At 68.8% G+C, this 14,633-nt stretch carries 13 protein-coding genes and 1 tRNA gene; 8 read left to right on the top strand and 6 right to left on the bottom strand.

Annotation, left to right across the window (positions count from 1 at the left end; translation table 11 throughout):
- Positions 1-4: 4 nt before the first annotated feature.
- A complete protein-coding gene (locus tag N415_RS04015) occupies positions 5-2,146 on the top strand; it encodes an FUSC family protein (RefSeq protein ID WP_068177512.1) in 2,142 nt (713 codons plus the stop codon).
- Here the strand turns inward: N415_RS04015 and N415_RS04020 are convergent.
- Both N415_RS04020 and N415_RS04025 read right to left on the bottom strand, forming a co-directional pair.
- On the bottom strand, positions 2,092-2,484 hold the full coding sequence (locus N415_RS04020) for a lipase chaperone (RefSeq protein ID WP_068177432.1): 393 nt from the start codon (positions 2,482-2,484) through the stop codon (positions 2,092-2,094). The genes N415_RS04015 and N415_RS04020 overlap by 55 nt on opposite strands.
- Positions 2,485-2,537: 53 nt before the next feature.
- Positions 2,538-2,891, bottom strand: coding sequence for a hypothetical protein (locus tag N415_RS04025; RefSeq protein WP_068177434.1), 354 nt, complete (start codon positions 2,889-2,891; stop codon positions 2,538-2,540).
- 107 nt (positions 2,892-2,998) lie between these two features.
- Here N415_RS04025 and N415_RS04030 point away from each other — a divergent pair, with 107 nt between their 5' ends.
- The 3 genes from N415_RS04030 to N415_RS04040 all read left to right on the top strand — a co-directional run bounded on the left by N415_RS04030 (position 2,999) and on the right by N415_RS04040 (position 6,484).
- Entirely contained in the window at positions 2,999-3,895 is an 897-nt protein-coding gene (locus tag N415_RS04030; protein ID WP_068177514.1) for an NYN domain-containing protein, read from the top strand.
- 23 nt (positions 3,896-3,918) lie between these two features.
- On the top strand, positions 3,919-5,121 hold the full coding sequence (locus tag N415_RS04035) for an MFS transporter (RefSeq protein ID WP_239645441.1): 1,203 nt from the start codon (positions 3,919-3,921) through the stop codon (positions 5,119-5,121).
- 133 nt (positions 5,122-5,254) lie between these two features.
- Positions 5,255-6,484 carry a cytochrome P450 gene (locus N415_RS04040; protein ID WP_068177437.1) on the top strand — a complete coding sequence of 410 codons (1,230 nt, stop codon included), beginning with the start codon at positions 5,255-5,257 and terminating at the stop codon, positions 6,482-6,484.
- A 75-nt stretch (positions 6,485-6,559) separates the two neighbouring features.
- Here N415_RS04040 and N415_RS04045 read toward each other — a convergent pair whose 3' ends face one another.
- Positions 6,560-8,002, bottom strand: a complete 1,443-nt coding sequence (locus tag N415_RS04045; RefSeq protein WP_068177439.1) for an amidase family protein — start codon at positions 8,000-8,002, stop codon at positions 6,560-6,562.
- Between the two features lie 106 nt (positions 8,003-8,108).
- Here N415_RS04045 and N415_RS04050 point away from each other — a divergent pair, with 106 nt between their 5' ends.
- Positions 8,109-9,455 carry a hypothetical protein gene (locus tag N415_RS04050; RefSeq protein ID WP_068177441.1) on the top strand — a complete coding sequence of 449 codons (1,347 nt, stop codon included), beginning with the start codon at positions 8,109-8,111 and terminating at the stop codon, positions 9,453-9,455.
- Between the two features lies 1 nt (position 9,456).
- Here the strand turns inward: N415_RS04050 and N415_RS04055 are convergent, their stop codons facing one another.
- A complete protein-coding gene (locus N415_RS04055; protein WP_068177443.1) occupies positions 9,457-10,488 on the bottom strand; it encodes a fused (3R)-hydroxyacyl-ACP dehydratase subunits HadA/HadB in 1,032 nt (343 codons plus the stop codon).
- Positions 10,489-10,603: 115 nt separating this feature from the next.
- On the opposite strand from N415_RS04055, the gene N415_RS04060 reads away from it, so the two are divergent.
- Positions 10,604-11,590, top strand: coding sequence for a cation diffusion facilitator family transporter (locus N415_RS04060; RefSeq protein ID WP_068177445.1), 987 nt, complete (start codon positions 10,604-10,606; stop codon positions 11,588-11,590).
- Here the strand turns inward: N415_RS04060 and N415_RS04065 are convergent.
- The gene (locus N415_RS04065) at positions 11,587-12,879 is read right to left on the bottom strand and encodes a divalent metal cation transporter (protein WP_068177448.1); all 1,293 of its coding nucleotides are present in this window, start codon (positions 12,877-12,879) and stop codon (positions 11,587-11,589) included. The genes N415_RS04060 and N415_RS04065 overlap by 4 nt on opposite strands.
- A 105-nt stretch (positions 12,880-12,984) precedes the next feature.
- Between N415_RS04065 and N415_RS04070 the strand changes: the two genes are divergently transcribed.
- Positions 12,985-13,788: a mycofactocin-coupled SDR family oxidoreductase gene (locus N415_RS04070; RefSeq protein WP_068177450.1), complete on the top strand. Its 804-nt coding sequence runs from the start codon at positions 12,985-12,987 to the stop codon at positions 13,786-13,788.
- A gap of 186 nt (positions 13,789-13,974) precedes the next feature.
- On the opposite strand, the gene N415_RS04075 is transcribed toward N415_RS04070, so the two are convergent.
- Positions 13,975-14,057: transfer RNA gene (locus N415_RS04075), tRNA-Tyr, on the bottom strand.
- Between the two features lie 68 nt (positions 14,058-14,125).
- Here N415_RS04075 and N415_RS04080 point away from each other — a divergent pair.
- Positions 14,126-14,617, top strand: coding sequence for a YajQ family cyclic di-GMP-binding protein (locus tag N415_RS04080; protein WP_068109396.1), 492 nt, complete (start codon positions 14,126-14,128; stop codon positions 14,615-14,617).
- The last annotated feature ends 16 nt before the right edge of the window (positions 14,618-14,633 follow it).

Below are 14,633 nucleotides of genomic sequence, written 5' to 3' on the forward strand. Positions count from 1 at the left end.
CCGGATGGCGACGCGCACCACCGCCGCCCTCGGTTGTTCGCTGCTGATCATGTACCTGGTGACCAAGGCGGCGGGCCAGCCGTTGACGGTCGCCCTGCTCGGTGTCGTCATCACCATGGTCGCGGCGCGATCGGTCAACGAGCCCGACCCCCGTCGGCAGCGGGTCACCATGGCGCTGCTGCCGCTGCCCGCCGCGGCGTCCATCACCGCCGCCGCGGCACTTGCGCCGCACCCGGTGGCCAGCGATGCCGCGTTCGTGGCCGTGGTGTTCGCCGCCGTCTACGTCCGCCGCTTCGGGCCTCGCGGCAGGGCGTTGGGCATGGTCGCGTTCATGTCCTATTTCTTCACTCTGTATCTGCGGGCCCGCATTTCGGAGTTGCCCTGGTTGATGGGCGCGGTGCTGGTCGGGACGCTGTGCACGTTCGTCATGAGCGCGTACGTCCTGCCCGACCGGCCCGAACGCGTGCTGAGCGCCACCGTTCGGGCGTTGCGGGCGCGGATGGCGATTGTCGTCGACACCACCGCCGACGCGGTGCGCACCGGCCGGTTCGACGAACGCCGCCGCCGCCGCATGCGTGCCCGCACCATCCGGCTCAACGAGACGGCGCTGATGGTGCAGGGCCAGATCGAGGACAAGGCAGATCCTGCCGTGCTCTGGCCCGGGGTCACCAGCGAACAACTGGCCCCGTGGCTGTTCGACGCCGAGCTGGCCATCGAATGGGTCGCCACGGCGGGTCGACGGGCGGCCGCGCTCTCCGCCGACATTCCCGTCAGCACCCGCGTCGAGCTGGTCGGGGCGCTGGCACAGCTGGCGCGGGCGATCCGCACGCCGCAGGGCGACGGCCTGCGCCGGGCCGCGAGCCAGGCGCAGCGGATCCTCGACGAGTACGCGGACGTGGCCGAGGTACGCCGGCTGGCGCTGGCGATCATCAACGCGGCCAGGGCGACGGCCGAGGTCCGGGCCGTCGTCGAAGGTGCCGCCGCCGCGCGGGCGGATGCGCTGCAGCGCGCGGAGGACGTGCCGGCCCCGGCGCCGGGCGGTGCCGACCTCGGCGCCGCCGAGCGGGGCCTGCGCCCGACCACCCGGCAAGCCATCCAGGTGTCGGTCGCCGCGTCGCTGGCCATCGTCACCGGGGAGCTGGTGTCACCGGCCCGCTGGTATTGGGCGGTGATCGCGGCGTTCGTGATCTTCGCCGGCACGAACTCCTGGGGCGAAACCCTGACCAAGGGTTGGCAGCGGCTGCTCGGCACCCTGCTGGGCGTGCCCTGCGGCGTGCTGGTGGCCACGCTGTTCACCGGGAACACCACCGCCTCGCTGGTGGCGATCTTCGTCTGCCTGTTCTGCGCCTTCTATTTCATGACCGTCACGTACAGCCTGATGACCTTCTGGATCACCACGACGCTGGCGCTGCTGTATGGCCTGATGGGCCAATTCTCCTTCGGCGTGCTGATGCTGCGGATCGAAGAGACCGCGATCGGGGCCGTCATCGGCGTGGCGGTGGCCATCCTGGTGCTGCCCACCCACACCCGGACGACGATTCGCACGGACAGCCGCGCGTTCTTGACGGCCTTGTCCGCGCTGATCGAGATTTCCACCGCGACGATGTTCGGCGGCGACGAGACGGTGAGCCCGACCGAGCAGGCGCGCCAACTCGACCGGGCGCTGCAGCAATTCCGGGTCAGTGCCAAGCCGCTGCTGGCCGGGGTGGCCGGGCTCGCCGGCCGGCGAAGCATCCGGCGGGCCTTGCGGATATTCGCCGCGTGCGATCGTCACGGGCGCAGCCTGGCGCGCAGCGCCGAGCAATACCAGGATCCGATCGGATCGGAAAGCCTGGCAACGGATTTCATGGCGGCGGCGGCGCAAACCCGAAGCAATATCGATGCACTGTGCGCCGCGATCGACGGCGCCGAGGGCGTCACCGTCAACTCCGCGACCGACGATCTGGACGCCGCCGAGACCGCGGCCCGGCACCAGGACGGCGACGGCGAGCTCGGCGCCGATGCCCGGCGGTTTCTCACCGCCGTGCACGCGCTTCGCCAAATCGATCGGGCGATCATCACGGGGGCCACCAACCTCGGCGCTCGCGAGGGCTACAGCCCGGGCAGGCAGGCGGGGAAGATGCACGGCGAGGTGGGCGGGGTCTGAACTTTCCTGAGCAGATCCGCCAGGTGGACGAGCGACGGCAACAGGATCGCGTCCACCCCCGCCTTTTGATCCTGGGGCAGGTTGCGGCTGTCCAGGTCCACCTTGGTGACCTGCTGCTGCAGGCCCGCGATCCGCTGGTTTCGCTCGGCCGGGGTGAGGCTTTCCCAGCTGGCGTCGAGGTCCGCGATCTGGCGCCGCAGCTCGTCGGCCTCCGCGAAGGGATCCCCCTGAGCGGGCGGCGGGCGCAGCGGGTAGGTATGGCCGGGCGCGGGCTGAACCGGCTCGTCGGCCCGCGCGGGACTCGACGCCGCCAGCGTCCCGGCCACCAGGGTTGCCACAGCAATTGTCGTGACTCTCCTTGAGAAGAAACGCATTTGGTGTCCCCTCCGCACTACGGCGCGAACGCGCAGATCAATCCGAGCACCCGCTCGCACTCCTCGCGGGTGCGGAAGACGGGTGGGGGCGGCGGCGGGGGAGGTCCCTCGACGATGTTGTCGGGGCAGCCACCGTAGTACCCGGGTGGGCACTGCTCGTGATAGACGTGGCAGACGTTCAGGTCCCACCCGGTGGCCCGCAAACCGGGCCACACGTAGTCGCCCGGACACCAGCGCATCCCGGGACCGTGGTAGCACCCCGTCCTCGACGAGCAGTGGTCGTCGTCGGCGTGGGCGGTGCCCGCGGGCGCCCCCGCTGCGGCCACCGCCAAGCCGGCCGAGACGAGGACTCCGGCGAGGGCTCGCTTCATGCAGTTAGGTTGCGGCACACCGCTTGCCAAATTTTCGCCGATTTCTTGCGGAATTCTTGCGTTGGCCGATGACGGCGCGACTGCCGGCGCCTGACAAGATTGCGGGCATGACCGAACCGGCGATGGCCCGCGTGGCGGTCTACCTCGACTTCGACAACATCGTGATCTCGCGGTACGACCAGGTGAACGGGCGCAACTCGTTCCAGCGGGACAAGGCCGCCGGGCTCGAGCAGCATGCCGATCGGCTGGGCCGGGCCACGGTCGACGTCGGTGCGATCATCGACTTCGCGTCGTCGTTCGGGACGCTGGTGCTCACCCGCGCCTACGCGGACTGGTCGGCCGACGTCAACGCCGGCTACCGCGGACAGCTGGTGGCCCGCGCGGTCGATCTGGTCCAACTGTTCCCGGCGGCGGCCTACGGCAAGAACGGCGCCGACATCCGGCTGGCCGTCGACGCGGTCGAGGACATGTTCCGGCTGCCCGACCTGACCCACGTGGTGATCGTGGCCGGCGACTCCGACTACATCCCACTGGCCCAGCGCTGCAAGAGGCTCGGCCGGTATGTGGTCGGCATCGGGGTGGCCGGCGCGTCGAGCCGGGCGCTGGCGGCCGCCTGCGACGAATTCGTCATCTACGATGCGCTGCCGGGGGTTCCGGTGTTCGAGCCCGAGCCGGCCGGCGCCGGCACCCAGGCCGCCAAACCGAAGAAAGCAAGCGGCCGCGGCAAGGCGGACAAGCGCGAGGACCCTGAGGAGCCACCCGACCCGCAGGCCGCCGCCACCGCGCTGCTGACGCGCGCGCTGCAAATCGGGCTGGAGAAAGACGACGCCGACTGGCTGCACAACTCGGCCGTCAAAGCGCAAATGAAACGGATGGACCCGTCGTTCAGCGAGAAGTCTTTGGGATTCCGGTCATTCAGCGATTTCCTGCGTTCGCGGTCCGACGTCGTCGAGTTGGACGAGAGCTCCACGACCCGGATGGTGCGGTTGCGCGGTAAGGACTAAGCGCCTCCCCTACGCTGACGACCGTGACACGGGAAGCGATCCAACCGCGACGCTCATGGCCCGCCTGGCTCACCCGCAACGTCCGGGTGCTCTCCGGGGTGTCGTTCTTGCAGGACGCCGCCAGCGAACTGCTGTATCCGCTGCTGCCGATCTACCTCACGGCCGTGCTCGGTGCGCCGCCGTCGGTGGTGGGAGCCGTCGAAGGCGTCGCCGAGGGCGCCTCGTCGCTCACGAAACTGGCGGCGGGACCGCTGGGCGACCGGTTTGCGCGGCGCCCGCTGATCGCCACCGGTTACGGGATGGCGGCGCTGGGCAAGATCATCATCGCGGTGGCCGGGGCGTGGCCGGGCGTGCTGGCGGGCCGCGTCGTCGACCGGCTCGGCAAGGGCATTCGCGGCGCCCCGCGGGACGCGTTGCTGGTCGACGGCGTGGACGAGGCGCAGCGCGGCCGGGTCTTCGGCTTCCACCGCGCGATGGACACCTTGGGCGCCGTCGTCGGTCCGCTGCTCGGGTTGGCGGGCTACGAACTGCTCGACCACCGGATTCCGCCGTTGCTGTATGTCGCCATCGTGCCCGCCGTCCTGAGCGTGGCACTCGTCTTCCTCGCGCGAGAGCGCAGCCGTCCCGCCCCGCGACCGCAGCGGCAGTCCATGTGGGCCGGCGTGCGCACCTTGCCGCGGCCCTACTGGCGGGTCACCGCACTGCTCATCGGCTTCAGCTTGGTGAATTTTCCGGACGCCCTGTTGTTGTTGCGGCTCAACGAGATTGGCTTCTCGGTGATCGAGGTGATCCTGGCCTACGTCGGATACAACGCGGTGTACGCCCTGGCCAGCTACCCGGCCGGGTCGCTCGCCGACCGCATCGGCAAGCCGGCGTTGTTCGGGATCGGTCTGGCGTTCTTCGCGATCGGCTATACCGGGCTGGGGCTGACCACCGACCTGGTGACGGCATGGCTGCTGATCGGCGCCTACGGCGTGTTCACCGGGTGCACCGACGGCGCCGGGAAGGCCTGGATTTCGGGTCTCGCCGGCAAGGAGCATCAGGCGAGCGCCCAGGGCGTGTTCCAGGGCGCCACCGGCCTGGCCGTGCTGGTGGCCGGGTTGTGGGCGGGCTTTTTGTGGGGTTCGAACGGGCAACTGCCGTTGCTCATTTCGGGAATCGCGGGCGGTGTGTTCGCGGTCGTGCTGCTGGGCGGCCAGCTGGCCCGCGCCACGAAGCAGGGGTGACCTTCAGGCGGCAATACACCCGGCACGATTGTGTATGGCGAGCTACTGGCAAAGTTCTATTGGGCACCCGATGTCGTTGACAGCCGCGCGGCGTGGCCATACATTCTGAGAAACTCGTCGCGAGGAGACCGTCATGACCGTCGGTGCCGCTCCCCCAAGCGTTTTCGATGCCGGCCTGCCGACGCTGGAGTACGACGCCGAGGAATCTCCCGCCGACGTCTATCCCCGCCTGCAGGCGGCGCAGCGGCAGGCGCCGGTCGCGCTCGGGCCGCACGGGCCCGAGGTGCTGTCCTATCACCTGGTGCGGTCCGTCCTTCGGGACCCACGGTTCCTGATCCCGCCCGGCATCAACCTGCTCGTCCAGGGCGTCACCTCGGGGCCGTTGTGGGACAAGGTCGTCAACAGCCTGCTGTGCCTGGAGGGCGACGAGCACCATCGGCTGCGCAGCCTGACGTCCAAGGCGTTCACGCCCCGCGCGACGCTGCGCCTGCACGACACCATGGTCGCGGTGATGAACGAACTGGTCGACCAGGTCATCGACGCGGGTCGCTGCGACGTCGTCACCGACCTCGCCCGCCCTTACCCCGTCCCGATCATCTGCGCGTTGCTCGGCGCGCCGCGCGAGGACTGGCAACAGTTTTCGTCGTGGGCCGACGACGTCTTCAAGGCCTTCAGTTTCACCGTCGATCTTCGCGAAGTCGAACCGGTCGTGATGCGCGCGTGGCGGGAGCTCGACGACTACGTCGACGACATGGTCGCCCGGCGCCGGAACAGCCTCACTGACGACCTGCTGTCCGACCTCATTCGCGCCGAGGACGACGGCGACCGGCTCAACGCGGCCGAACTGCGCATGCTGGCCGGCGGCCTGCTGCTCGCGGGCACCGACACCACCCGCAACCAGGTGGCCGCCTCGGTGCACGTCCTGTGCGAACACCCCGACCAGTGGGCGCTGCTCAAGGGGAACCCGGAGCTGGCGATGCTCGCGGTGGAGGAGACCATGCGCCACTCGCCGATTGCGAGCGGAACCCTGCGGCTGGTGGCCCAGGACGCCGAGCTGGACGGCTACCTCTTCCCCGCCGGCACCATGGTCCTGGTGAATACCGCTGCGGCCAACCGCGATCCGGCGGTCTACGACGAGCCGGACCGCGTCGACATCACCCGCCAGGGGGCGCCGCCGATCCTGACGTTCGGCGGCGGCGCGCACTACTGCCTGGGCGCCAACCTGGCCCGGCGTGAGATCGCCGAGGCACTCAACGTGATCGCGGCCCGGCTGCTGAACCCGCGCATAGCCGGGCCGGTGCCGTGGAAACCGATGGTCAGTTTGAGCGGGCCGCTGAGCCTGCCCATCGAGTTCGACAGGTAGGGACGGCCTCTGCGCGAGCAGACGCAGAATCGCATGATTTCGCCCGCAGGGATGCGATTCTGCGTCTGCTCGCGGTCATTTGATTGGCGGACGAATCGACGCCCAGGGATGCGCCGATTCCAGTTGCGCCGCAACACGAATGAGCACATCCTCGCAGCCGTAGGCGGCGGCGAGCTGGACACCGATCGGGAGGCCTTCGGCGTTGCTGTGCAGGGGCAGGCTGATGGCCGGCTGGCCACTCATGTTGAACGGCGGCGTGAAGACCGCGAACTGGCCGGCGCGGCGCATGGGCGCCGTCGGGTGCGCCGGGTCGTTCTCGAATTCCGCTAGAGGCAGCGGCGGTTCGGCCACCGTCGGCGTGAGCAGTAGGTCCCAGCCGTCGGCCCACCATTGCTGCAGCGCCCTGCGGAAGCCCCACACCGCCTCCTGGGCGACGGCGTAGTCGATCGCGGTCAACCGCTGCGCGCGCTCGACGTGCACCCAGTTGACCGGCTCGATGTCATCGGCCGTCACCTCACGTCCGAGCGTCTGGCCGAACCCCCGAGCCGCCATCGCCAACTGGGTTGCCCACAACGCCATGAACTTTGTCACCAAGGAGGTGTCGGCGAGGCAGGCCGGCCAGGCCGGCTCGACAGTGTGGCCGAGGCCCTCCAGCATCGACGCCGCGGCGCGCACCGCCGAGACGCAGTCGTCGTGCAGGAAGTCACCGCGCGGGTGCACGTCGAGCAGCCCGATGCGCAACCGGCCGGGGTCGGCGCCGACCTCGTCGGCGTAGGGGCGTTGCGGCGGCGGGGCGATGACGGAGTCGCCGACACCGGGGCCGCGCACCGCGTCGAGCAACCGCGCCGTGTCGCGCACCGTGCGGCTGACGCAGAGCTCGACGCCCAGGCCGGTCTCGGCGCGGACGGGGCCCGTCGTGATTCGTCCCTGGCTCGGCTTGAGGCCCACCAGCCCGCAGCACGACGCCGGGATTCTGATGCTGCCGCCGCCGTCGGAGGCGTTGGCGAACGGCACCATCCCGACGGCCACCGCCGCCGCGGCACCGCCGCTGGAGCCGCCCGGCGTGCGGTCGAGCGCCCACGGGTTGCGGGTCGCTCCCCAGGCCAGCGGCTGTGTGGTGGGCAGGCTGCCCATCTCGGGGCTGTTCGTCCGCCCGGCGATCACCAGGCCGGCCGCCTTGAACCGGGCGACCAGCGTCGTGTCGGCCGCGTCGATCTTGGCCGCCTCTTTCAGCGCGACGTTGCCATTCGACATGGTCTGGCCGGCGAAGCTCGTGTACAGGTCCTTGAGCAGGAACGGGACGCCTTGAAACGGGCCGTTGGGCAGGTCGGGGCCGGCGGCCACGGCTCGGGCGTGATCGAACCACTCGATGACGACCGCGTTCAGCGCGGGGTTCGACCGCTCGATGCGTTCGATCGCCGCCTCGAGCAGCTCACCCGGCGTGACCTCGCCCTTTGCCACCAGCGCCGCCTGGTCCGTGGCGTCCATCCAGCGGGTCTCGTCGGCGAGGCTACTCATGGCTTTTGGTGTACCACGTGTGACCAAGACGCCCGCGCACAATTCGCGGTCGGTCCGGGCCGGCTTTACGCTCGGTGGTTACAGGAAGTTAACGGGGGTTTTGTTGATGCGTGGGATCCGGGGGCGGACTCTGCCCGCACACAGGCTTGCCCTGGCGGCGGCGGGCTGCGCCGTCGTCGCGTCCTGTTCGGCAACGGTGGACCCGCCCGCGGCCACGCCGACCACCTCGAGCTCGACCTCGTCGACCACGGCCAACGCGGCGCCCGCGCCGCCCCCGGTGACCGGCCCGTTGGAACGGGACTGGAAGAGCTACGGCGGGACGGCCTACGTGGGGTGTCCGGAGAAATTCGTTGAACGCAAGTCGGCGCTCGAGGACATTCGCCCCAAGGTGTTCGACACCAAGACGGGTCAGTACGTCGTGCCGGGCGTGCCCACGGTCCCGGCCGGCGAGACCCTGTCGGGCGGCATCTGCGCGCTGACGGGGACGGCCGACAACATGAGGGTCGTTTACGTGGTGACGACGACTAAGGCGGCGCAAGGCTCGCAGCCCGAAGTCGCCAAGGCCACGGCCTACGCTTTCGACCTCAAGACGAGCCAGCCCCTGGTGACCAAGGAGCTGGCGCCGCCGGCGCCCGACCTGAAACTGACGGCGGCGAACGAGTGGGGTCTGGCGGCGACCGCCACCGGTGTGGCGTGGGTGAACGCGTTCACCGACGGGCACAGCGCGGCGTCGCCGCCGCGGACCGTCATCCTTTCCGGGACCGATCTGTCGATGATGTGGAACGACCCGCAGCCCGGCCGGGTGTGGCAGGACGTGCTGTCGTTCCAGCGCAACACCGACGCGGCCAAGGCGTCGGGAGCGGAGCTGCGCCGGCCGAGCGGGGAAGCGATCTATCAGGACAACGACATCTGGACCGTCGACGGCGAGTTGTCGGACGGCCCGGACGCGCTGGTGAAGATCACCCACTGGGATTCCTACAACCCCCCGGTGGTGTCGACGATGTTCTACGACCTGAACGCGAAATCCCTTATCAAGGTTGGCGATTCGGATCGGGTTTCCGGCGGTGGATTGTCCGCCACGTTGTCGGACGGGAAATTATTCGTCGACGCCCTCAAATCGGACAATTCGCAGTTCGGGTTCGGGGTGTGGAACCTGCACACCCAGCACTGGGATCTGTTGAAGACGCGCGATGACGCGAAGAAGATGTCGATCGCGAAACTGGCGTACTTCCAAGACCACCTCTACATCACGAACGTCGGCAACAGGTACGCCGTCCTGGCCCTGCCCGCCCCCGATCCGGTCGCGACGACATGGTCGGTCCGGCCGTTCGCGCGGATCTCGGGCTGGACGCTGGTGTGCCGCGGCGAGAACGCCGCCGCCCTGAACGGGGACTGCAAGGACATCGTGATGGTGCAGGACCAGGACGGGCACTTCCCCGGCCCCTGGTTCTGAGTCAGCGAAAGCGGACGTTGAGCGTCGCCATCCCGAAGATCTTCTGCCCACCGGACTTCGCCGCGACCACGACGACACCGCTGCGGGTCTCCGGGTCCAGGGACTTGATCCGCCCGGTGAACTCGATGTCGGCGCCCTCGGCGGCCGACACGATCGCGGGCTGGGACAGCCGCACCGCGTACCGGGTGACCGCGCCGGGATCGCCCGTCCACGCCGAGGCGAATCCCGCGCCCAGGCCCATGGTGAGCATTCCGTGCGCGATGACGTCGGGCAGGCCGGCCAGCTTGGCGATGCCCTCGTCCCAGTGGATCGGGTTGGCGTCGCCGGCCACGCCGGCGTAGTTCACCAGGTCGCCGCGGGACAGTCGGGTGTGGTGGGTCGGTAGCTCGTCGCCCACCTTCACGTCCTCGAAGGACGGCGTGCGCGGCGTGCGGGTGGCGCCGCCTTGCGCGACCCGAACCTCACCCTCGGGGCGCACCGTCTTCTGATATCCGGCAGCGCCTTCGCCGATCGCGACGATGTCCACGTCGTGCATCATGATTTTTGGCACGGCCAGCTTGATCGCCGGATCGACGTCTTCGGCGGTGATGCCGACGACGGTGGTGTGCAGGGTGTGCACCCGCTCGCCCTCGGTGTCGGTGAAGGTGTTGGTGACGGTGATGAAATCTCTGCCGGCGGTCCTGCGCACCGACGTCAACTCGACGTCGACGAGCAGTTCGTCACCGGAAACGATCGGGCGGTGCTGCTCAAACACTTCTTCGGTCTGCAGGTAGGTGTCGTAACCGACGACCACCGACTCGAACATCCGGCGGTTGCAGGTCATGCCGGGGACCGACGTGAACGTCAGCGGCGCCACCAGCCCGGAATAGCCCAGCTCAGCGGCGGCGGCGACATCCCAGTGCGCGGGGTGATAGTCCTGCACCGCGCGGGCGTATTCGCGCACCTTCTCGCGGCCGACCACGTAGGTGCCGTCCATCTGGTAGTAGTGGCCGACCCGCGATTCCAGCGCCGGCGCATCCGCTGCTGCGGTCATGAATGCTCAACTTTCCTGCCGGCTTGTTCACTGAGGCCGGCCGGAACACCCTAGCGCGCCGGGGTCGCAGCTACGGACATTCGCCTCCGCCGTCCAGATACCTTATTATCTGCGTATGCATGCAGATAGCCATGCCCACGACCATGGTCACGAACACGCCCACGGCATTCGTGGCATCGTGGCGCAGCTCTTGGTCCCGCACAGCCACGACGCCGCCGACAGCGTCGACACCGCCCTGGAATCCAGCGCCATCGGCATCCGAGCGGTCAAAGTCAGCCTGGTCGGGCTGGGCGCGACCGCGATCGTGCAGGTGGTCATCGCCGTCGTCTCCGGATCGATCGCCCTGGCCGCCGACACCATCCATAACTTCTCGGACGCCCTGACCGCGGTCCCGCTGTGGGTCGCGTTCGCGTTGGGCACCCGCCCGCCGACGCGGCGCTATACCTATGGCTACGGCCGGGCCGAGGACATCGCCGGCCTGTTCGTCATCGGCATGATCACGCTGTCGGCGATCATCGCCGGCTACGAAGCCATCCTCCGTTTGATCCACCCCGTCGCCATCGAGCACGTGGGCTGGGTCGCGGCCGCCGGCGTGATCGGCTTCCTCGGTAACGAGGTCGTCGCCCTGTACCGGATCCGGATCGGGCGCCGGATCGGCTCGGCCGCCCTGGTCGCCGACGGCCTGCATGCCCGCACCGACGGATTCACCTCGCTCGCCGTGCTTTTCGGCGCCGGCGGCGTCGCCCTCGGCTACCCGCTGGCCGACCCGATCGTCGGCCTGGTCATCACGGTCGCGATCCTGGCCGTGCTACGCGGTGCCGTGCGCGACATCTTCCGCCGGCTGATGGACGCCGTCGACCCGGAGCTCATCGACACCGCCGAAGCCACGCTGGCCGCGCGGCCCGGCGTCCGCAGCGTGCGCAGGGTTCGGATGCGCTGGATCGGGCACCGCCTGCACGCCGACGCCGAGCTGGACATCGATCCCACCACCAGCCTCGAGGACGCCCACCGCATCGCGCACGACGCCGAACACCAGCTCACCCACGCCGTGCCCCGGCTGGACAGCGCGCTCGTGCACGCCTACCCGGCGCACACCGGCTAAGTGAAGCCGAGGGCCTGCGGCACCATGTAGAGCCCGAAGCCCATCACGACCAGGCACAGGGCCCACGCGATGTATTTGCGAGGACCGCGCATGCGCCACTCCTCGGGCAGCGCACGGGATTCCAGCGCCAGCAACAGGCCCAACACGATGGGCAGCAGCAGGGCATTCATCACCTCGACGTCGACGGCGAGGTTGACCAGGTCGACGCTGGCCAGCACGAGCGCGGCGCCGATCACGTGCGCCAGCCCGTACGTGATGTAGAACTTGGCGGTCGCCCGGTTGGGCCGCTGGTTGAGGGTGTGCTTCCAGCCGAACACCTCGGACAGTCCCCAGGCCCCGGCGAGGGACGCGACGATCGCGGCGACCAGCGCCGCGCCGAGCATGCCCAGCCCGAACAGGACGGTGCCGCCGACGCGGCCCAGGTACGGCGTGAGCGCGTTGGCGATGTCGCCGACGGTGTTCAGTGCGGCCTCGCCGCCATGGGCCCCGATCGTCGAGGCAACGGTGACCACCACCGAGATCATGATCAGCTGGGTCAGCACGGCGCCGGCGGCCGTGTCGTGGCGCGCCTGGCGGATCGTGGCCACCGACAGGTGCTTATCGACCACCGCGCCCTGCTGGTAGAACACCATCCAGGGCATGATCACGGCGCCGACGTTGGCGGCGATCAGCAGCAGATACGACGAGTTGCCCAGCGGCATCGACTTCAGGCCCTCCACAAAGGCTTTGGGCTCGGGCCGCGACATCACCATGGCGACCAGGAACGCCAGTTCGGCCGAGCCGATGATGAGGCCGATGCGTTCCACGCGCCGGTAGCTGCCGGTCAGCGCCAAGGCCAGCAGCGCGGCGGTCGCGATCGGGATGCTCACCCAGCGCGAGACGCCGAACAGCTCTCCGACCCCGGCGACGCCGGCGAACTCGGTGAGCAACGCCCCGATCGCCGACGCGAACAGAGTGAACGCCGAAATCCACGCCCAGAAGCGGCCGAACCGTTCCCGGATCAGCGCGCCGTGCCCCTTCTTGGTGACGATGCCCAGCCGCACCGTCATTTCCTGAACGACATAGAGGATCGGCATCAAGATCAGCTGCGGCAGCACCATCCGATAGCCCCACTGGGCGCCGGATTGCGACGCGGTGATCAGCGACCCGGCGTCCGTGTCGGCCAGCATCACGACCAGCCCCGGGCCCCACACCGTCAGCAGTCCCCAGCGCAGCCAGCGACCGCGGCGCGAAGCCGGTTCGGGCGGCTGGTCCGACGCGTCGGCCACCGGTGTGGTTGTTTCGGTCACCCTCGGCTAGCTCCTTCGTGCGGCGGCAGCGACAGACCCATCCAACTTAGCCTTACCTAACCAGCCGGTGTCAACGCTCCCGGTTTGCGGTTACCGTTGCCCGCTATGGGTGCATTGGACGGGCGCGTGGCGCTGATCACGGGAGCGGCAAGGGGACAGGGGCGCGCGCACGCCCTGGCACTGGCGGCCGAAGGCGCGGACATCGTCGCCGCCGATGCGCCCGGGCCGATGGTGGACCTGACCTACCCGCTCGGCACCGAGGACGACCTGCGAGACACGGCCAAGCGAGTCGAAGAACTCGGCAAGCGTTGCCTGCCAATAACTCTCGACGTGCGCGACTCGGCGCAGGTCGACGCCGCGGTGCGGCAGACCGTGACAGACATGGGTGGCCTGCACATTGTGGTGGCGAACGCCGGCATCGTCAGCACCGGCCCCCTGGAGCAGGTGAGCGACCAGGTCTGGCAACAGCTGCTCGACACCAACCTGACCGGTGTATTTCACACGCTGCGCGCGGCCATCCCGGTGATGCGACGCCAGCGCTTCGGCAGGATCGTGGTGACGTCCTCGATGGGAGGCAGGATGGGCATCCCCGAGTTGGCGGCATACAACGCCACCAAGTGGGGCATCATCGGCCTGGCCAAATCCGTCGCCCTCGAGGTCGCCAAAGAGGGTGTGACGGTGAACGTGGTGTGCCCGACGACAACCCAGACACCGATGGTTCAGCCCTCCGAAAGTGACGAGGTTCCGGACGATTTGGTGCGCCGGATGATGAGGGCCAACCCGATACCTCAGCCGTGGCTGCAACCCGAGGACGTCAGCCGCGGGGTCGTGTACCTGGTCACCGATCCCGGAGTCATCACCGGCAGCGTCCTCGAGATCGGCCTCGGCGGCAGCGCGCGCATGCATTAGTCCGATGGTGGCGACCTCCGGTCGGTTCGCCGTTTCTCAGCGCAACGAAACGCGTCGAGACAGCTGCGGCACCGCAGGTTGCGCCGAGATCGCTGTTCTCCACTCCCGGTGCGCAGCAGCCTTCACCGGGATTGAGGGAACGTTGTGAACGTCGCCCCGGGCCGCGCAAGTAGGCCCTGACCTCAGTGGCAGGTACAGGATTCGAACCTGTGTAGGCGTAAGCCGACGGATTTACAGTCCGCTCCCATTGGCCGCTCGGGCAACCTGCCGCCAGACAGGTTACAACGAACGGGTAGACAAGGCACAAACGGCTATCACGCGAGAAGGGACGGATCGAATGGCGGACTCATCGTTCGACATCGTCAGCAAGGTCGATCGGCAGGAGGTCGACAACGCGCTCAACCAGGCCGCCAAGGAGCTGGCCACCCGTTTCGACTTCCGCGGCACCGACACCAAGATCGAGTGGAAGGGTGACGAGGCCATCGAGCTGACGTCGTCCACCGAGGAGCGGGTCAAGGCCGCCGTCGACGTCTTCAAGGAGAAGCTGATCCGCCGCGACATCTCGATGAAGGCCTTCGACGCCGGCGAGCCGCAGGCCTCCGGCAAGACGTACAAGGTCAGCGGCACCCTCAAGCAGGGCATCAGCAGCGAGAACGCCAAGAAGATCACCAAGCTGATCCGCGACGAGGGCCCCAAGAACGTCAAGACGCAGATCCAGGGGGACGAGGTCCGCGTCAGCAGCAAGAAGCGCGACGATCTGCAGGCCGTTATCGCGCTGCTCAAGCAGGCCGATCTGGACGTGGCGCTGCAGTTCGTCAACTATCGATAGGTATGGACACCCCCGT

Source organism: Mycobacterium sp. UM_CSW, from assembly GCF_000455205.1.
Taxonomy (GTDB): Bacteria; Actinomycetota; Actinomycetes; order Mycobacteriales; family Mycobacteriaceae; genus Mycobacterium.